At 71.2% G+C, this 19,812-nt stretch carries 8 protein-coding genes; all 8 read right to left on the reverse strand.

Annotated features, from left to right (window positions below; translation table 11 throughout):
- Nucleotides 1–69 precede the first annotated feature (69 nt).
- Nucleotides 70–843 (reverse strand): SDR family NAD(P)-dependent oxidoreductase, encoded by a 774-nt coding sequence (locus K4G22_RS30755; RefSeq protein WP_228083754.1) that lies wholly within the window; start codon nt 841–843, stop codon nt 70–72.
- A complete protein-coding gene (locus K4G22_RS30760; protein ID WP_228083755.1) occupies nt 840–2,483 on the reverse strand; it encodes a (2,3-dihydroxybenzoyl)adenylate synthase in 1,644 nt (547 codons plus the stop codon). The genes K4G22_RS30755 and K4G22_RS30760 overlap by 4 nt, the downstream gene beginning before the upstream one ends.
- A 13-nt stretch (nt 2,484–2,496) precedes the next feature.
- The gene (locus K4G22_RS30765; protein ID WP_228083756.1) at nt 2,497–3,297 is read right to left on the reverse strand and encodes a thioesterase II family protein; all 801 of its coding nucleotides are present in this window, start codon (nt 3,295–3,297) and stop codon (nt 2,497–2,499) included.
- Nucleotides 3,294–4,427 (reverse strand): saccharopine dehydrogenase NADP-binding domain-containing protein, encoded by a 1,134-nt coding sequence (locus K4G22_RS30770; protein WP_228083757.1) that lies wholly within the window; start codon nt 4,425–4,427, stop codon nt 3,294–3,296. The genes K4G22_RS30765 and K4G22_RS30770 overlap by 4 nt, the downstream gene beginning before the upstream one ends.
- Nucleotides 4,424–8,566, reverse strand: coding sequence for a non-ribosomal peptide synthetase (locus K4G22_RS30775; protein ID WP_228083758.1), 4,143 nt, complete (start codon nt 8,564–8,566; stop codon nt 4,424–4,426). Before K4G22_RS30775 ends, K4G22_RS30770 begins: the two co-directional genes overlap by 4 nt.
- The gene (locus K4G22_RS30780; RefSeq protein ID WP_228083759.1) at nt 8,563–16,218 is read right to left on the reverse strand and encodes a non-ribosomal peptide synthetase; all 7,656 of its coding nucleotides are present in this window, start codon (nt 16,216–16,218) and stop codon (nt 8,563–8,565) included. The genes K4G22_RS30775 and K4G22_RS30780 overlap by 4 nt, the downstream gene beginning before the upstream one ends.
- Nucleotides 16,219–16,397: 179 nt before the next feature.
- Entirely contained in the window at nt 16,398–18,020 is a 1,623-nt protein-coding gene (locus K4G22_RS30785) for an NAD(P)/FAD-dependent oxidoreductase (RefSeq protein ID WP_228083760.1), read from the reverse strand.
- 130 nt (nt 18,021–18,150) lie between these two features.
- Nucleotides 18,151–19,755: a B12-binding domain-containing radical SAM protein gene (locus tag K4G22_RS30790; protein WP_228083761.1), complete on the reverse strand. Its 1,605-nt coding sequence runs from the start codon at nt 19,753–19,755 to the stop codon at nt 18,151–18,153.
- Between the last annotated feature and the right edge of the window lie 57 nt (nt 19,756–19,812).

Genomic DNA, 19,812 nt, shown 5'->3' on the forward strand with positions numbered 1-19,812 from the left:
CACATCCGGCGCGTCCGCGCCCAGCCTACCAGGTAACAGGTCGATCGACCTGTTACCTGGCGTGACCGTCTAGCGGGTGGCCGACAGGCCGCCGTCGAACGGGATCACCGTGCCGGTCAGATATGCGGCGGACCTCGAACCGAGGAACCGCATGACGCCGGCGAGGTCGTCGAGCCCCCCGGCGCGCCGCAGCGGGGAGCGCCGACCGATGTCGTCGGCCAGCGCGTCCCGCGACATGGCGGACTCGAACGGGCCGAGCGCGAGGGCGTTCACGGCGATCCGTGGCGCCAGCCGGCCGGCCAGGTGCAGGGTCAGATGGTGCATCGCGGCCTTGCTCGCCGCGTAGGAGTAGATCTCCGCGGCCGGCGCCCGCAGCCCGTCGATGGAACCGATGTTGACGACGCGGGCCGGATCCCCCACCCGCGCCGCGGCCTCCAGCGTCGGCCGCAGAAAGCGGGTCAGATGGAACACCGCCCTCAGGTTCACCTGGAGCACCGTGTCCCAGCCCGCGTCGTCGAAGTCGTCCAACGGCGCGGTGTGGAGCGCGCCCGCGTTGTTCACCAGCAGGTTCAACCGGTCGACGCGCCCGCCGAGCGACTCCGCCAGGTCACGGCAGCCCCGCTCGGTGGCGAGGTCGGCCGCCAGCGGGAAGCAGTCGCCGAACAGCGAGAGCCGGGCGGCCGTCTTCTCGGCGGCGGCCACGTCGCGCGAGGTCACGTACACCTCGGCGCCCGCCTCCACCAGCGCCTGGGCGATCAGCGCGCCGACGCCCCTGGCCCCGCCGGTCACCAGAGCCGTCCGGCCCTGGACCGAGAACAGCTCGAAACCGTCCTGTGCCGTCATGACCGGCCCTCCTCGGCCGCCAACGCGGCGGCACGCGCCCTGAGTGTCTTCTTGTCGATCTTTCCGACGCCGGTCAACGGCAGCGCCTCCTCGAACACGAACCGGTCGGGGATCTTGTAGCCGGCCAGGCCACGATCGCGGAGGTGGGCCCTGAGCAGCCGGCTCCGCAGGGGGGAGCGGGGCACCACGAACGCGCAGATCCGCTCCCCGAGCGCCGCGTCCGGCTCGGCGACCACGGCGGCGTCGCGCACCTCCGGATGGCTCATCAGATGCTCCTCGACCTCGTCCGCCGCGACTTTGTCCCCGCCCCGGTTGACCAGGTCCTTGGCCCGGTCGACCACCATCAGGTGGCCCGAGGGCAGTTGGCGCACGATGTCTCCCGTGCGGTAGTAGCCGTCGGTGGTGAACGCCAGCGCGTTGTGCTCGTCCGCCAGGAAGTAGCCACGGATCGTGTAGGGGCCCCTGGTCAGCAGGTGCCCCGCCGTGCCGACCGGCAGCGGGCGGTCCTCGTCGTCCACCACCAGGACCTCGTCCGCCTCCGACATCGGCACGCCCTGCGTGCTCTCCACGAGCTCGTCCGGATCGTCCAGCCGCGTGTAGCAGATCAGTCCCTCAGCCATCCCGAACACCTGCTGGAGCCGGCAGCCGAGGACCGGCCCGACCTCGGCGGCGGCCGACCGCTTGAGCCGGGCGCCGCCCACCTGGAGCACCCGCAGGCTCGACAGGTCGTGCCGGGTGTCCCTGGCGGCCTCCAGCCACAGCAGCGCGATCGGCGGTACCACCGCGGTGACGGTGACCCCGTACCGCTCGATCAGCGGGAACGCGTCCTCGGCGCCCGGGCCGCGCGCCAGGACGACGGTCGCGCCGACGTCGAGCGCGCCGAGGACGCCGGGGGCGCAGAGCGGGAAGTTGTGCGCTACGGGCAGCCCGCACAGATAGACGTCCCTCTCCTCCAGCGGGCAGGCGCCCAGGCTGGCGCGGGCGTTGTAGAGGTAGTCGTCGTGGGTGCGCGGGATCAGCTTCGGTATCGCGGTGGTGCCGCCGGACAGCTGGAGCAGCGCGACGGAGCCCGGGTCCGGATCCGGCAACGGCACGGGATCGGCGGGCAGTTCCGCCAGCGGCAGGTGGTCCCCCGGGTCGCCGTCCACGATGACGGTGCGCAGCGTCGGGCAGTCCGCCCGCAACCGCTCGGCCATCGCCCGATGGTCGAACCCGGCGCGCCGGTCGGGGATGACGAGCGCCACCGCCGAACCCTGTCGGCACAGCTGCCGGATCTCGTGGTCCCGATGCGTCGGCTGGACCAGGATCGGCACCGCGCCGATCCTGAACAGGGCGAAGCACACCAGCAGGAACGCGCCGCCGTTGGGCAGTTGGACGATGACCCGCTCGCCGGCGGCGATGCCGGTGGCGACCAGCCCCGCCGCCAGACGGTCCGCCTCGCGGTCCAGTTCGGCGTAGCTCCAGACGCGGTGCTCGTCGATCACGGCGGTGCGGGCACCGTGCCGGGCCGCGCTATCCCGCAGCATCCGGCCGAGCGTGATGCCACCCCACAGCCCGTCCGCGCGGTAGGACGCGGCCAGGTCCTCGGGCCACGGCGTGAACTCCCGTGGCGCGGCCGTCTCACTCACCAGTACATTCATCGTGGGTCCTCATTCAGGGGGTGGAGGGCCAGCTGTGCGGGTCGGGGCGCAGAGCGGTCTCCAGCCAGCGGGTGAACTCCTCCGCGCTGTCGACCAGATGGAAGTGACCGCCCGGCAGCTGCCGCAGCTCGAAGTCCCCGGCGGTGCACTCGCGCCAGGCGTCCGCCTCGTCCTGGTTCACCTCCTGGTCGTCGCCGTTGACCACCGCGGCGATGGGGGTGCGCACCCGGCCGGGAGCATCCGGCCGGTAGGTCTCGATGAGCCGGTAGTCCGCCCGGATGGTGGGCAGCACCAGCTGACGCAGGGCCTCGTCGTCGAAGCGGGCGGCCGACTCCGGGCTGAGCCCGACCACCTCGGCGATCAGCCCGTCGTCGTCCCGCAGATGGATCCGGCGGGGGCGCTGCCGATGGGGCGCCGGACGGCCCGAGACGATCAGCCGGGTCGGCTCCAGGCCACGCCGCTCCAGCCGCCGCGTCACCTCGTAGGCCACCGCGGCCCCCATGCTGTGGCCGAAGATCGCCGTCGGTCGGTCCACGGCGGGCGCCAGCGCCTCGGCCAGCTCGTCCGCCAGCAGCTGGAGGCTCGCGAACTGCTGGTCGCCGAGCCGGTCCTCGCGGCCCGGATAGCGGGCGATGACCAGCTCGACCCAGTCCGGCAGGCAGGACACCCACCGCTGGTAGAAGCTCGCGCTCCCCCCGGCGTGCGGATAGCAGACCAGCCGCAGCGGGGCCGTGGAGCGCGGACGGTAGACGCGGTAGCAGCCAGCGAACGTGGCCGGCCCGTCCCGCCGGGTCCTCAGGTCGGAACTCGTCAAAACACTCCCTCATCCAGCGAAAGCAGTTCTTCGAGCGGGACGTCGTGCTCGGTCAGCCGTGTCACCCCCGGGTCCCGGGCCAGCGCGGCCACGGCCGGCGCCGGGTCGAGCGCCTCGCCGGCGAAGCACACCCCCGCCGGCAGGCCGCCGCGCAGCACCTGCTCGACGGTCGCCGCCGCCGTGGCCGCGACCAGCTCGGCGGCGCCGCCCGCCCGCAGGACCAGCGAACGCGTCATCGTCCCGCCCGGTCCGCGCCCGTCGAGCTGGCAGAGCAGCGTCACCTGGGGGACGCGGCCCAGCATGTCGAAGTCGGCGGCGCGGGCGAGTCGTTCGGCCGCCGGCGCCGCGTCGGCCCCGGTCAGCGCGGGCAGCGAGCCCAGCACCTCCGAGGTGCGGCCGTCGAAGAGCACGCTGTACCAGGTGCCCTCGCCCAGCCCCAGCCGCGCCGCCGTCCGCACCCCCTCGGGGGACAGATAGGGGTGCGCCGTCACCGGTTCGGCGAAGCCGGGCAGGGCCGTGTCCACCGCCCGGCCCAGGGCGCCGGAGCGCGGCGCGCCGGAGCGCCACGCGGCGAAGGACTCGTCGACGCCGTCGAGAATCCCCGTGACCAGGTCGAAGGCACCGGACCAGCCGATCCGGTCGCGGACCCCGTGGTACACCGTCAGCCGGTCGACCGCCGTGAACCCGCGCCCGGCGAGGTACCGCGGGAGCAGGCCGGTCAGCCCGGGGACCATGCCTGCGGAGAGCACCACGGGAACGGTGGGCGCCGGGGCGCCCGGCCGGGTCATCGCCGCGTACAGCGGGTCGTCGCCCCCGACGTCGACATACCCGGCGCCGGCGCGGAGCGCCGCCACCGCGACCCGGTCCATGATCCGCCGGGAGGGGCCCGCGCAGTTGACCACCACCGCGCGGTCGGCCACGAAGTCCCGCAGTGAGGCCGGGTCCTCCACGTGGACCCCGACGGCGCGCCCCGCGCCGCCGAGTACCTCGCCGACCACGGCCTCGGCGGCGGCCACGTCACGCCCGCCGACCAGGACCCCCTCGACACCGCGAGCCCGCAGCCTGGCCGCCACCTGCCTGCCGACGGCACCCGAACCACCGAGCAGCCCGACGCCGGGCGCCGCGCTCATCTGGCCGCCTCTTCCAACAGCGCGGCAAGCGCCCCCATCACCGGCAGCCGGTCGTGCGCCACCACCTCGACATCGGGGCAGCCCGCCGCGGTCAACTCGGCGAACAGCGCCTTGCCGAGCGCGTTCGGCACCGCCCCGGTGTCGAGCAGCCGCACCGGCCCCGGGTAGGCCGTCGGCGGCCAGTCGCGCAACGCGTCCACCGACTTGCGGAAGACGTCCAGCCGCGTGGTGACGGGGGTCCTGGCGCGCAGCCGGGCGGCCCGGCCCAACGCCGCCAGCCGTTCGGCCCGCCGTGGCAGCGGGCGGTCCGCGCCGGCCAGGCCCTCGGCCGGGTAGCCGAACTCCTCGGCGCGCAGGCCCAGTTCCCCGGCGAACAGCGCCTCAAGCCACAGCTCGTCGGTCGCCCGCTCGTCGACGCGGTAGCCGTCGACGAGCACGACTTCGCCCGGCTCGCCGCCCAGCTCGCGCAGCGCGTCCGCGACGCCGAGCGCGAGGACCGCCGTCGCTCCGGCGCCGACCACCCGGATCTCGCCCGGCGCCTCCGCGTGGACCAGCCGGGCATAGCCGGTCGTCCGCCGCCGTGCCAGCGACTCGTCCGACACCCGCAGATAGCCGTCCGCGTGCCCGACGGAGAGCCCCAGCACCCTGCGCCCCGGATCGAGCAGGTCGGCCAACTGCTGGTAACGGTCAAGCTCGCCGGTGCCGTCGTGCACCAGGAGCACGGTCGGCCCGGTGTCGCCGTTCCCCAGCCGGCGCAACGGGGAGGACGTCCGGCCGCTGTCGGCCTCCGTTGGGGGAGCGTCGGCCCGCGCCTCCTCCAGGTGGCGGGCCATCGCGGCGACGGTCGGTTCGGGCAGCAGCTGGCGCACCAGGCTGTCGAAGAACATCCCGGCCGCCTGCGGCACGCGGGCCCGCACCTCGGCCACCAGCTGCGTGGACAGCAGGGAGTTGCCGCCCAGCGCGAAGAAGTCGTCGTTGCGCCCCACCGACTCGACGTTCAACACCTCGGCCCACAGCTCGGCCAGCGTCGTCTCCAGCCCCTCCCGCGGGGCATGGCTGGCGGGCGTCACGGACAGGTCGGCGATCTCCGCCAGCCGGGCGGTCAACGCGCCCCGGTCGACCTTGCCGTTCCCGGTGACCGGCAGGGCGGGCAGCGGGTGGACCACCGCCGGGCACATGTACTCCGGCAACAGCTCGCGGACATGCTCGTCGAGCCGTGGCCCCTCCTGCCCCGGGCCCCGCTCGTCCCACTCGACGAACGCGACCAGCCTGCGCCGCAGCGTGTCGCTGCCGTCCGCGAGGACCACGGCGCCGCGCACCGTCGGATGGCTCAACAGGGCCGCCTCCACCTCAGCGAGCTCCACGCGGTGGCCCCGGATCTTGACCTGGTGGTCCTCGCGCCCGAGGAACTCGATGGCCCCGCCCGGCAGGTAGCGGCCGAGGTCGCCGGTGCGGTAGAGCCGCCGCCCGGTCACCGGGTGGGTCAGGAACCGCTCCTCGGTGCGCCCCGGGTCGTTGAGATAGCCGCGCGCCAACCCGTCGCCGCCGATGTGGAGTTCGCCGGCCACCCAGTCGGGGCAGTCGCGCATCGCCTGGTCGAGCACGTGGAAGGTCTGGTTGCGCAGCGGGAAGCCGTAGGGGATGCTCGGCGCTTCCGGGTCGACCTCGTCGATCGGGTAGTGGATCGACCAGATCGACGCCTCGGTCGCGCCTCCCAGGGACACCAGGCGCATGTTCGGAACGCGGGAGCGGATCTCGTCGGGCAGGGTCACCGGTATCCAGTCGCCGGACAGCAGCGCCAGGCGCAACGAACCGGTGCCGCCCCCTGGCCGCGCCGCCAGATAGTGACCGAGCATCTGGAGCTGCGCGGGGACCGAGTTCCACACCGTCACCCCGTGCCGCTCGACCAGCTCGGCCCAGTGGCCGGGATCACCGCGCCGTCCTGGGTCGGGGAGCACCAGCAGGCCACCGAGGCCGAGCGGGCCGAAGATGTCGTACACCGACAGGTCGAACCCGAGGTGCGCCAACCCCAGGACCCGGTCGCCCGGTTGGACGTCGAAGCGCTCGTTGACGTCCGCGATGGTGTTCGCCGCCGCCCGGTGGGTGATCATCACGCCCTTGGGCGTGCCCGTCGACCCTGACGTGTAGATCACATAGGCCAGATCGTCCGGGCCCACCCGGCGCCCCGGGACGCCCGGCGGCGTCTCGGCAGCGGGCACCGCGTCCAGGGCCAGCCCCCGAACCCGTGGCGGCACGGAGTCGTCGGCGGACGCGGTGACGACGAAACGCGCGCCGGAGTCGCCGAGGATGACATCGCGCCGGGCCGTGGGCTGGCCGACGTCGATCGGCAGATAGGCCGCACCGGCCGCCAGCACGCCCAGCACGGCGGCGATCTGGTCGAACCCCTTGTCCAGGACGACCGCCACGATGTCGCCCGGCGCGGCGCCGGCCGCCCGCAGCGCCGCCTCGATCGCCGCCGCCCGACCGCCCAACGCCCGGTAGCTGTGCGTCCCCGCCGCGTCCACGACGGCCATCCGGTCCGGATACCGCCGCGCCGTCTCGAACACCGGCTCGTGCAGCAGGAACGAGGGCAGCTCACCGGCCGTCGCGTTCACCGCGGCCCGCCGTTCTGCCTGGGCCGCCGGCAGCGCGACGGGCTCGCCGGCCGACCAGGCCGCCGCGCCGTCCGCCAGCCGGCGCAGGAGGCTTTCGAAGGCGGCGAACATCTCCTCGACCAGGCCCGGCGGGAACACGTCGTCGCGGACGTTCCAGTTCAGCAGCAGCGCCCCGTTGCGCTCCATCACCTGGCAGTCGATCCACACCTGAGGGGTCTGGGTCACGCTGTAGCCGATCTCGCCGGTCGTCCTCGTCGCCTCGTCCTCCGAACCGCCGATCGCGCTGGTGTACACGACCGGCATGACGGCCTCGTCCCGGCCGCGCCGCCGCGCCAGCTCGCGGATGACCTCGATCCCCGAGCAGAGCCGGTGGTCCATGTCGTCGAAGAGCTGCTGGCCCAGCCGCCTGGCGCGCTCGGCGAACGAGGCGCCCCCGCCCTGGACGGCCAGCAGGACGACCGAGGTGAAGTCGCCGAAGAGCGCGTCTATCCGGGGGTGCAACGGCAGCCGGTTGTGCAGGGTCAGATTGAGCGTGAACTCGGGCCTCCGGCTCCACCGCCCGACGACCTCGGCGAACGCGGCCAGCACGGCCCCCGACGCGGTCAGCCCCGCTGCGGTGGCCTGCTCCCTGAAGGCCGCCCACGGGGCCGACTCCAGCCGGCCGGCGTGGTGGTGGAAGGACGGCGGGGACTCGGCCCGCGTCATCGTCGGCAGCTCCGGGGCCGGCGGCAGCTCGTCCAGGCGCGCCCACCAGTAGTCCCGATCCCGCTGGTAGCGGGAGGACTCCCGCAGACGGCGCTCGGCGAGCACATAGTCCCGATAGGTGACCTCGCACGGCGGCAGCGCGTGGTCCGGGTCGGCGCGCAGCTGGTCCATTTGGCCGAGCAACCGCTGGATGCTGGTCCAGTCCGCCATCAGGAAGTCCAGCGACAGATGCAGGATCGCCCGGCCCGTGGTCTGGGTGATGCTCAGCTCGAACAGGGGCCACTGCCCGGTCGGGTGGATCTTCTGTCCCAGGTCGTCGCGCACCTCCCGCAACCGCGCCTCCACGGCCCGCTCGCCCTCGCCCCGCAGGTCCACGGCGGGGATCCGGTAGGGCTCGACCGAGGGCGATACCTGCTGGTAGCCCTCCTGGTGCACCACCAGCCGCAACATGTCGTGGTGCGCGATCAGCCGGTTCCACGCCTCCTCGGCCCGCACCGGGTCCAGGGCGGGGTACTCGACCTCCAGATAGATATGGCAGGCGACGCCCCCGTAGGCGTACCCCTGCTGGCGGCCGACCAGATACGCCGCCTGGACGTCGGTCAACGGGAAGGGCTCGTACCGGTTCGCGGCGTCCGGGGCGATGACGGGCAGCCGGTCGCCGCGCAGCGTCGCCAGCAACTCCTCCTTCGCCGCGCGCAGTTCCGCCAACCGTTCGGGCGTCAGCGCGCCCCTGGGCGCCCGGTACCGCAACTGCCCCGAGTCCTCCCACAGGTGGATACCGGCCGAGGCCAACTCGTTCAGCAGACTCCGCGTGTTCACAGGATCCCGTCCTCCGTCGAACCGTCCGTCGCCCCGGCCGCTTCGAGGCTCGCGTCGATCGACGCGGCCACCGCCGCCACCGTCGGGTCCTGGAACATCTGCCGCAGCGGCAGCTCCACACCGAACCGTGCGCGGATCGTCTCCGCGAAGTGGGTGGCGGTCAGGCTGTCGCCGCCGAGGGCGAAGAAGTTGTGCGCCCTGCCGACCTCCGGCACGCGCAGCAGCTCCGACCACATCCGGGACACCGTCTCCTCCATCGCGGTGCGTGGTGGCTCGCCGCCGTCCCCGGGATCGGGCTGCTCGGCCAGCAGCGCGGCCACCCGCGCCCGGTCCACCTTCCCGTTGGCGCTCAGCGGCAGCGCCGGAAGCACCGTCACCCGCTCGGGCACCATGTGCGGGGGCAACTGCTCGCGCGCCCGCGCGATCACCTCGGCCTCGCGGACCACCGGAAGATCCGGGGCGGCGCGCGCCACGAGCACCATCAGCGAGGAGTCCTCGCCCTCGGCGACGGAGACCTCGCGCAGCCCGCCCCGGTCGAGGACCTCGGCCCATCCGGCGCCGTCCAGCAGCGGCCCGCCGGAACGGGACGGCCGCCCGCCCCACGGGGTGAGGCCGCGCTCCAGCAGACCGGCGGTCAGCAGCCCGATCGGCGCCAGCTCCCGGTGTTCCAGCCCGATCAACACACCGCCGGGAACGAGGAGTTGCCGGGCCAGCCCCACCCCGGTGACCGGATCGGCGTGGCGGTGCAGCGAGTGGTTCGCCAGCACCACATCGTGGGTGTGCCGCAGCTCGGGCGGCAGGATCCCGTCCCGCACCAGCCGGTAGGCGATGGTGTGCGGGAGGTCGGCGAGCCTCTTCTCGGCCGTCTCCAGCAGGCTGGGCGCGTCGTCCAACAGGGTCAGCTCGATGTCCTCGGCCGCCAGGCGGGCGAGCAGCCGCCGGGCGGCGACCCCGGAACGACAGCCCAGCTCGGCGACCCGGACCGGCCGGCCGAGTTCGGCCGCGAGAGCGGCGACGGTGGCGGCTGCCCCGCGCAACGCGCCCTCGCTGTCCGACTGGTTGACGACCGCCGCCTCCGGCGCCAACACCGGATCCTCCAGCAGCACCAACGGGTCACGCTCGCCACGCAGGATGCCGGCGACGGTGTCGGTCACCGCCACGAGGCGGTCGGCGAGCAGGCCCGCCGGGGTCCCCACCGCCCGATCCCGACGGGTCTCCCAGGTTCGTTGGTCGAGCACCTCACGCCAGCGCGGCCCCGCCGCGTACGTGCCCTCCTCGCCCGCCAGTACCTCGCGGTCGGCGAGCCAGTCCAGCCAGAGCCGCAGCACACCCCGCGACTCCTCGGCCGTGCCCAGCGCGCCGGCCACCTCGTCGAAGGCCGCGGCGGCGTCGCCGATCCCCGCCCTGACCAGGCCCGCCGTCCAGGACTCGATCAGGTTCGCCGCATGCGCCCCGGAGCCGTCGGCCGGCCCGGGGGCGACCTCCACCTTCGGAGCCAACGCCGCCATGCCCGAGGACCGGACGGTGCCGCCCTCGGGTTCCGTGGTGATGGTGGCGATGATCTTCTGTTGGTTGTTGGCGGTGTGGGTGGTGGTGATGGCGTGGTTGATGTGGGGGTGGGTTTCGAGGATGGTTTCTATTTCGCCGAGTTCGATGCGGAAGCCGCGGATTTTGATTTGGTGGTCGGTGCGGCCGAGGAATTCGAGGGTGCCGTCGGGCCAGTAGCGTCCGAGGTCGCCGGTGTGGTACCAGCGTTGGTTGTTGTGGTGGGTGAATTTGGTGGCGGTTTTGGTGGGGTCGCCTCGGTAGCCTTTGGCGAGTCCGGTGCCGCCGATCCAGAGTTCGCCGGGGACCCAGTCGGGGCAGTCGCGTCCTTGGGTGTCGACGACGCGGTAGTGCTGGTTGCGGAGGGGTTGGCCGTAGGGGATGGAGGTCCAGTGGGGTGGGGTGTGGGTGACGGGTTGGGCGTTGGACCAGATGGCTGCTTCGGTGGCGCCGCCGAGGGCGATGAAGTGTCCGTGGGGGTTGCGTTGGTGGTAGCGGGTGGGGAGGTCGAGGTTGATCCAGTCGCCGGAGAGGAGGATGAGGCGGAGGTGGTCGGTGTGGTGGCGGGCTTGGGCGACGGTGAGGTACATGTCGAAGAGGGCGGGGACGCTGTTCCAGATGGTGATGTGGTGGTGTTGGGTGAGGTGGAGCCAGCGTTGGGCTTCGCGTCGGTCGTTTTCGTTGGTGAGGACGAGGGCGGCGCCTGCGGTGAGGAGGCCGAAGGTGTCGTAGACGGAGAGGTCGAAGTCGGCTGCGGAGAGGGCGAGGACGCGGTCGGTGGGTTGGATGTGGAAGCGTTGGTTGATGTCGTCGATGGTGTTGGTGGCGGCGCGGTGGCTGACTTCGACGCCTTTGGGTTGGCCGGTGGAGCCTGAGGTGAAGATGATGTAGGCGGAGTCGTCGGGGTGGTTGGTGTGGGGGTGGGGGAGTGGTGGTGCGGTGAGGTGGTGGGGGTTGATGGTGTGGAGGTGGGTGGGCCAGTCGGTGGTGGTGGTGATGGCGTGGTGGATGTTGGCGGTGGTGAGGATGCGGTTGCGGCGTGGGGGTGGTTGGTCGATGCCGATGGGGACGTAGGTGGCGCCGGTGGCGAGGGTGGCGAGGATGGCGGCGATTTGGTCGGGGCCTTTGGGCAGGGTGATGGCGACGGTGTCGTGGGGTTTGACGCCGTGGGCGGTGAGTTCGCCGGCGATGTGGAGTGCGTGGTCGGCGAGTTGGCGGTAGGTGAGGTGGCCGTTGTCGTCCCAGAGGAGGGCGGTGCGGTGGGGTGCTGTGGTGGCTTGGTGGAAGAAGCCTTCGTGGAGGAGTCGTCCGCTTTCGGGGGCTTGGGTGGCGTTGACGCGTTCGCGTACCGCGCGTTGTTCGGCGGGCAGCGCGATGGGGGTGGGTTGGTTCCAATCGCCCTCGGCCAGCCAGTCCAACACCTCGCGGTAGGCGCCGAACATTCCCTCGACCACACCCTCGGGAAACAACCCCTCGACAAAGTCCCAGTTGAGGTAGACCCCGTGCGGGTACTCACGGACCTGGTGGTCGAGCCAGACCTGCGGCGTCTGGGAGATGCCCCAACCGATCTCGGCGAACTTCTCCGACCCCAGGCCAGGCAGGTCCTCGATGATGCCGAGCGCGCTGGTGAAGACCGTCGGCATACTGACCTCGGCGGTGCCGGCGCGGCGCGCCATCTCGCGGAGCACCCAGGTCGCGGGCAGCGCCTGGTGGTCGAGGTCCTGCCACATCTGCTCCTGGAGCGCCCGGGCGTTCGCCAGCAGCCCGGCGCCGGTCTTTGGCCGGTAGGAGACCAGCAGCAGCGAGGTGAAGTCCCCCAGGATGTTGTTGATGTCCTGGTGCACGTCCCGACGCTGGAACGTGGTCAGCACCAGCGTCATGTCGGGGCGGGCGCTCCAGGCGCCGAGCACCTCCGCGTAACAGGCCAACAGCAGGGCCGAAGGCGTCAGTTCATGACCGCGGGCCCGCTCGGTGATCCGTGCCCAACGGTCGCTGTCCAGCCACCTCTCCCGGCGGGCGAACCGGGGTCGCTCGATGCGCGCCGGGTCGATGGCCAGCGGCAGTTGGGGCGGGGGCGGCAGGTCCTCCAGGCGCTCCAGCCAGTAGGCGCGGGCCCGGTCCAGCTCCCGCTGGCTGGGCCCGGCGTTGAGCTGGTAGTCCCGGAACGACACACCGACCGGGCGCAGTCGTGCCTCGGGGTCGCGGTAGAGCTGCTCCAGCTCCGTCAGCAGGATCAGCACGCTCAACGCGTCGAGGATCAGATTGTCCAGTCCGACACCGAGCCGGACGCCGCCCGGGTGCCGCACCGCGCGCACGTCGAACAGCGGCCAGACGGCGGGGTCGAAGACCCGGTGGGACATGGTCTCCCGCAGCCGGTCGAGCGCCTCCTCGGCGTGCTCCGCGTCCGCCTCCTCGACCGGGATGGTGAAGCGGGGCACCGCCGGCTGGATGCGCTGTGCCCCCTGCGCGTCGAAGACGGCGCGAAGGATCTCGTGCCGGTCGATCAGGATGTTCCAGGCGCGTTCCAGCCGCTCCGGGTCGACGTCGACGCCGTCGAACTCCGTGTAGAAGTGGCAGCCGACGCCGCCGAGGGTGAACTCGGGACGGCGGCCGATCCAGTAGGCCCGCTGGACCTCGCTCGCGGGGAACGGCAGATGGCGGGCGGCCTCGTCGGCCTGGACCGGCCCGAAGGCCGCCTGGGCGTCGTCGAGCCGCAGCAGCGCGGCGAAGTCGGCCAGCACCGGGTTGGCGAACAGCAGCCGCAGTTCACCGCCGGCGACCCCGGCGGAGATCAGCGCGGCGATCATCCGGGTCCCGATCAGGCTGTCGCCCCCGCGGTGGAAGAAGTTGTCCGCGCGGTGCACGGCCCGCAGGGACAGCAGCTCGGCCCAGATCCCGGCCAGCACCTCCTCGATCGGCCCGCGCGGAGGATCGCCGGCCGTGGTGGTGGCCTCCTCGCCCTCGGTTCTCAACTCGTCGATCACCCTGGCGCGGTCCACCTTGCCGTTCGCCGTCAACGGCAGTTCGGCGCGGACCGCGAACCGCTCCGGCACCATGTGCTCCGGCAGCCGCTGGGCCACCCACGCGCGCAGCGCGTCCTGGTCCGCCGTCTCCTCGGGGGAATCCGTGGTGATGGTGGCGACGATCTTCTCTTGATGGGTGGTGGTGATGGCGTGGTTGATGTGGGGGTGGGTTTCGAGGATGGTTTCTATTTCGCCGAGTTCGATGCGGAAGCCGCGGATTTTGATTTGGTGGTCGGTGCGGCCGAGGAATTCGAGGGTGCCGTCGGGCCAGTAGCGTCCGAGGTCGCCGGTGTGGTACCAGCGTTGGTTGTTGTGGTGGGTGAATTTGGTGGCGGTTTTGGTGGGGTCGCCTCGGTAGCCTTTGGCGAGTCCGGTGCCGCCGATCCAGAGTTCGCCGGGGACCCAGTCGGGGCAGTCGCGTCCTTGGGTGTCGACGACGCGGTAGTGCTGGTTGCGGAGGGGTTGGCCGTAGGGGATGGAGGTCCAGTGGGGTGGGGTGTGGGTGACGGGTTGGGCGTTGGACCAGATGGCTGCTTCGGTGGCGCCGCCGAGGGCGATGAAGTGTCCGTGGGGGTTGCGTTGGTGGTAGCGGGTGGGGAGGTCGAGGTTGATCCAGTCGCCGGAGAGGAGGATGAGGCGGAGGTGGTCGGTGTGGTGGCGGGCTTGGGCGACGGTGAGGTACATGTCGAAGAGGGCGGGGACGCTGTTCCAGATGGTGATGTGGTGGTGTTGGGTGAGGTGGAGCCAGCGTTGGGCTTCGCGTCGGTCGTTTTCGTTGGTGAGGACGAGGGCGGCGCCTGCGGTGAGGAGGCCGAAGGTGTCGTAGACGGAGAGGTCGAAGTCGGCTGCGGAGAGGGCGAGGACGCGGTCGGTGGGTTGGATGTGGAAGCGTTGGTTGATGTCGTCGATGGTGTTGGTGGCGGCGCGGTGGCTGACTTCGACGCCTTTGGGTTGGCCGGTGGAGCCTGAGGTGAAGATGATGTAGGCGGAGTCGTCGGGGTGGTTGGTGTGGGGGTGGGGGAGTGGTGGTGCGGTGAGGTGGTGGGGGTTGATGGTGTGGAGGTGGGTGGGCCAGTCGGTGGTGGTGGTGATGGCGTGGTGGATGTTGGCGGTGGTGAGGATGCGGTTGCGGCGTGGGGGTGGTTGGTCGATGCCGATGGGGACGTAGGTGGCGCCGGTGGCGAGGGTGGCGAGGATGGCGGCGATTTGGTCGGGGCCTTTGGGCAGGGTGATGGCGACGGTGTCGTGGGGTTTGACGCCGTGGGCGGTGAGTTCGCCGGCGATGTGGAGTGCGTGGTCGGCGAGTTGGCGGTAGGTGAGGTGGCCGTTGTCGTCCCAGAGGAGGGCGGTGCGGTGGGGTGCTGTGGTGGCTTGGTGGAAGAAGCCTTCGTGGAGGAGTCGTCCGCTTTCGGGGGCTTGGGTGGCGTTGACGCGTTCGCGTACCGCGCGTTGTTCGGCCGGCAGTGCGATGGGGGTGGGTTGGTTCCAGTCGCCCTCGGCCAGCCAGTCCAGCACCTCGCGGTAGGCGCCGAACATTCCCTCGACCACACCCTCGGGAAACAACCCCTCGACAAAGTCCCAGTTGAGGTAGAGGCCGCCGTCCATATCCATGAGCTGGTGATCCAGCCACACCTGCGGCGTCTGGGTGATCGAGTATCCGAACTCGCCGAAGGAGGAACGGCAACGATCGCTCAACAGATCGCCGCCCCCGAGGTTGCTGGCGAACACCACGGGCGCCGTTCCCCCATCCAGGTCCCCGTGCCGGGATATGTCGCGCAGGACCTCGACGCCCGAGTAGGCGCTGTGCGAGATATCGGTCTGGAACCGTCGCTGCACCCCCCGGACGCGTTCGATGAAGGAGTCCCCGGACAGGTCGACGTCCAGCAGCACCAGATTGGTGAAGTCGGCGATCATTCCCCCGACATCGTCGTGCAGGGCCACCCGGTCGAAGAGCGGCAGGTTCAGCAGCAGCCGCGACTGCCCGCTCCAGCGCCCCAGGATCTCGGCGTAGGCCGTGCCCAACACCATGGCCGGGGTGACCTGGTGACGGCGGGCGAGCGTCACCAGCCGCGCGTGGCGCTCCGGGTCCAGCCAGTGCGCCAGGCGGCGGAAGACCGGCTTGCCGATCCGCGCGGGGTCCTGGGCGAGCGGCAGCCGGGGCGCCGGGGGCAACTCGGCCAGCCGGGAGCGCCAGTAGTCGCGGTCCCGGGCGAACGCCGCCCTGCGGGACCGCTCCAGGTCGGCGCGGTAGCGCGGGAAGACATAGGTCAGGGGAGGCAGGGCCGCGGCCCCGCCGGTGTACAGGGCCGCGAGGTCGTCCAGGAAGATGTTGAAGCTGAGGACGTCGGCCACCAGCAGGTCCAGCTCGACATGCATCCGGGTGCGCCCGTCCGGCAGCAGCGACAGCCGGATGTCGAAGACCTCGCCGTGCTCCACGGCGAGCCTGCGGTGCGACAGCCGCTCGCGGATCTCCACCAACTCCCGCTCGACCGCCGCCTCGTCGCTCCCGCGCAGGTCGTAGCGGGTCAGCCCGTTCCATCCCGGTTCCGGCATGATCCGCTGCGTGCCGTCGTCGAGGAAGCGGGCGCGGAGCATCGGATGCCGGTCCGCCACCGCGAGCACCGCCCGGTGCAGGCGGTCGGCGTCCACGCCCGACCCGTCGATCTCCAGATAGACATGGCAGCCGACGCCGCCGAGCACCTGCCCGTCTCCGCGCCCCACCCAGTAGGCGTGCTGGACCGGCACCAACGCGAACGGCGTGCCCGGATCCGCGTCCGCCGACGCTTCGCCGGCGGGCTCGGGTTCGGCCACCACCCGCCCGCTGAGGATCTCCCACCACTCGGCGATGGTCGGCGCCTCGAACAGCTCGCCGACCGTGACGTCAAGTCCCTGTCGGTTCCACAGACTGACCATGCGCATGACCGAGATGGAATCAATTCCGTACTCGATCAGGTTCTCCTGCTCATCGACGTCTTCTGGATTCTCGTCCAGCAGGTCGGCAACGAGGGAAAGCAGTTCGCTCTTGCGGGTCGGAACGCGGTGTGCGGCGCCATTGTCCAGGCCGAAGATACCCGCATCTGACATGCCGTGCTCCAAGAAAGTGGGAGGGGCGTACGCGTGTCCTGAAGATAGCAACCGGCTATCCGGCCGTCGATGAATCACTCTTGTTCCGAAGGGAATTCCTGTGAAAAGGACAGCTGTATGTGAGAAACGCACACCGCCCGAGGAGTTCGTCATCTCAAAGGGTGCGCGATGTGCTCGACTCAGTGGCCGAAGACGCTCCTGATGTGTTCGGGCGACTCGCTTCTACCCCATTCCGAGGCCTGTTGCATCAGGTCGGGAGTGGACTCGAAGAAGCGGTTGTCCGGGTTGGCCAGATCGAACGCCGGCGGAATCGCCGGGGTGTTCCCGACCCGTTCGAGGATCCGCGGCGCCGCGTCTCCCGGCGTCACCTCGCCGGCCTCGACCCGCTGGCAGAGCTCCCGGGTGAAGGTGAGCAGCGCGCACAGGTCCCGGTTGACGGGCGCCGGCAGCCCGGCGGGGTCGGACTGCTCCAGGTCCCGCAGCACCTGGTCGTCGCCCGTCTCCCGGAAGATCCGGGCGGCGCGGTCCAGGGCCAGCGCCGGCATGACGCTGATCGACTTCCACACCCGGGAGACCGCGTTCCACAGGCCGTAGTCGCGGAATCCGACGAACGAGCTGTAGACCAGGTCGTCGTGGACGTCGAACAGGTCCTGCTGGAGCCGGTCGACGGGGGCGAACCGCTCGGTGGACCAGTCGCCGTCCCTGGACGCCTCGATCAGCCGCCAGGCCAGCGCGTTGACGACCTCGAAGGTGTTGTTCAGCCCGCGTGAGTAGAGCGCGTCGATGAACCCGGCCGCGTGCGCGGTCAGGCAGTAGCGCTCGCCGACCGTGCGGGTGGCGGAGTACTGCAACCGCCCGGTGCCGACCCAGGGCCGCACCGCCCTGGCCCGGGTGAACTGCTCGGCGATCTGCGGGAACCGCGCCAGGAACGTCTCGAACTCCTCCTGCGGGGGCACGTCGTCGGGCTTGGGGAAGACCCGTTCGTCCACCGTCAGTCCCACGCTGCACAGCGTGCTGACCGCGCCCTCGTGGTTGTCGAAGGGGATCACCCAGAGCCAGCCGCCGTCGAAGACGTGGTGCAGGGTGCCGTGGTGCCAGGGGTTGGGCTGTTGGTGGCCACCCCCCGCCTCGCAGTCGTCGAACGGCTTGACCCCCACCATGTGGGTGAACAGCGAACGCGAGTGGTGGCGCGCCCGGGTCGGCTCCTCGCGCAGGCCGAACCTCTCCGCCACCGGCGAGCGGAAGCCGCTGCCGTCCACCAGGTACGCGCCGTGGAACTCCTCCCCCTGGTCCGAACGCACCACGACCCCGTCGGGGCCGGTTTCGATGTCCTGGACGCGGGTGGCCAGCCGCCCCTGGGCGCCGTAGCCGATCGCGAGGTGGTACAGGTAGGCGTCCGTGTCCTGGCGGAAGAGATGGCTCTCGGTGCTGTGCCAGCCCGGGATCGACAACTGGTTGGCCTGCGACGGGTCCTGCGGCTTGCCCTCCCGGTGGTAGACGAACCCGAAGTGCTGCTTGCGCCCGCTCATCGGCGAGATCTTCCTCTGGATGCCACGGAAGCTGGCCAGCGGGGTGATCTCGGGCACCCCGTAGCGGGTCGCGATGAGCTTGATCATGGACGAGGTGTAGGGGATGGTCGACTCGCCCACCGCGAAGCGCGGATGCACGCCCGCGTCGATCACCAGCACCCGCACGCCGTTGCGGGCGAGCACCGAGGCCAGCGCCCCGCCGGCCATCCCCGCGCCGAGGACGATGACGTCATGGCGCCCGGTGTCGCGCGATCTGTTGTCCGTCGTGTTCACAGCTCACCTTTCGAGAACGGATGGCCCGGCACGGGAGTCGTGGTGGGTGCCGGATGCGCCTTTCGGCGCGGCGGGCGGGCCGGGCCGGCCACGGCGGAAGGCGCGGACGAAGGGGGCGGCAGCGGCGAGGTCAGATCGCCTCGCGGCGCAACTCCTGTGCGCTGGCGGCCAGTTCGATACCCAGCCCGCGGAGCCGGTCGATCTGCGTGCGCATCGCGTGCGCGCCCTCGTCCAGGTCCGCGTAGTCCAGTGGCGCCATGCCGAGCCGCTCGACGCTCTTCTCCACGGCGATGTTGGTCCTGCGGTCCCGCCGGGGCAGCAGCCAGTGCTGGAACTCGTCCTGCCACGCGTGCATCACCGCGGTCTCGCTGTGGGCCCGCACCCGGTCGAGCATCTCGCCCTGGAGCTTGGCGGCCTCCGTGCTGTCCATCCCGATGTGTGACCAGGGCGCCTCGGCGTCGGTCGGGTCGGACGCGACGATCCGCAGCTCCTCCCGGTCGTCCCAGAGCGGCATGTTCTCGTCGGTCACGGAGAACTTGTTGACGTAGAAGTGCCCGACGAACTCGTCCACCAGGTAGTCGAGGGTGTCGGCGGCCATCTCCGCCGACTCTCCCGGATAGCCGACGATGAAGAAGATCGAGTACGCGACATCGCTGTCGGCGAGCAACTCGGCCGCTCTGCGGTTCTGTTTGGCGGAGACCCGCTTGCTCATCCGCTTGAGCGTGACATCGTTCATCGACTCGAAGCCGATGTACAGCCGCCGGCACCGGGCCGCGGAGAGCTGGTCCACGACCTTCCGCGAGTTGATGGTGTTGGCCCGGCTGAAGCCCTCCCAGGCGGGCGTCTCGGCTTGGGGCAGGATCTCCAGCAGCTGGCGCAGCCGCGTGGGCGGGATGGTGAACGTCGAGTCCATCGCGGAGATCATGTCCGCGCCGTTGGCCGCCGCGTAGGCCGACCAGTCGTCGCGGATCTTCTCCGCCGACTTGTAGCGCCACTTCGGGGAGGCGGCGGGGAACGAGCAGAACTTGCAGTCGAAGGGACAGCCGCGCATCGACTCGTAGGGCACGATCGAGGAGGTGCCCAGCACGCTCGGCGAGGGGAACTCGTCGATGTCGATGTACGCGATCGGGTTCGTCCTGATCTTGTTGCCCTCCCGCCACACCAGGTTCGGTATGTCGCCCAGATGGCCACCGCCGGCCATGGCGTCCAGGGTCATCGGCAGCGCCCGCTCGCCGTCACCCCGGATGACGGCGACGATCGCCGGCTGCTGCCGCATCGCGGCGATGTACTTGAGGTTGGTGTACTGCCCGCCCGTGATGATCCCGGTGCCCGGCATGTTCTCGGTGATCCAGCGGATCGCCTGGGCGAGGATGTGCGGGTTCCAGATGAACGTGGTGGACAGCAGCACCAGGTCGAAGTCCCCGGACGGCACCACCGCGCTGCCCATCCACACGTCCTCAAGCGCGAGCGTGTCGTAGTCGTGCCCGCTGGCCTCCAGTATCGACTGGAGGGTCACGGTGGTCAGGTGGGGCATCGACTGAGGTGCCGGGCGCAGCAGCGCGTACCGGTTGCCGGACTGTTCGAACGCGAACCGGTCGAGGCTCAGATCGGCCAACCCGGCCCTGCGGAGCATCTCCGTGGCCCGTTCGTCGAAGCTCGGTTGGAACAGCGAGCCTTCCAGGTATGTCTCGTGCAGTTCCGCGGGCCCCAGCCCGCTCATCAACAACACACGCATGGCTGCGCTCCCCAGGTCGATTACCTTCGTGGTTGGGACACGGCGCCAGTCTCCGCC

Origin of the sequence: Streptomyces profundus (assembly GCF_020740535.1) — a bacterium.
GTDB lineage: Bacteria > Actinomycetota > Actinomycetes > Streptomycetales > Streptomycetaceae > Streptomyces > Streptomyces profundus.

Coding starts and splice junctions, on each gene's coding strand:
- K4G22_RS30790 (WP_228083761.1), bottom strand. CDS start 19,755: ATGCGTGTGTTGTTGATGAGCGGGCTGGGGCCCGCGGAACTGCACGAG.
- K4G22_RS30755 (WP_228083754.1), bottom strand. CDS start 843: ATGACGGCACAGGACGGTTTCGAGCTGTTCTCGGTCCAGGGCCGGACG.
- K4G22_RS30770 (WP_228083757.1), bottom strand. CDS start 4,427: ATGAGCGCGGCGCCCGGCGTCGGGCTGCTCGGTGGTTCGGGTGCCGTC.
- K4G22_RS30760 (WP_228083755.1), bottom strand. CDS start 2,483: ATGAATGTACTGGTGAGTGAGACGGCCGCGCCACGGGAGTTCACGCCG.
- K4G22_RS30780 (WP_228083759.1), bottom strand. CDS start 16,218: ATGTCAGATGCGGGTATCTTCGGCCTGGACAATGGCGCCGCACACCGC.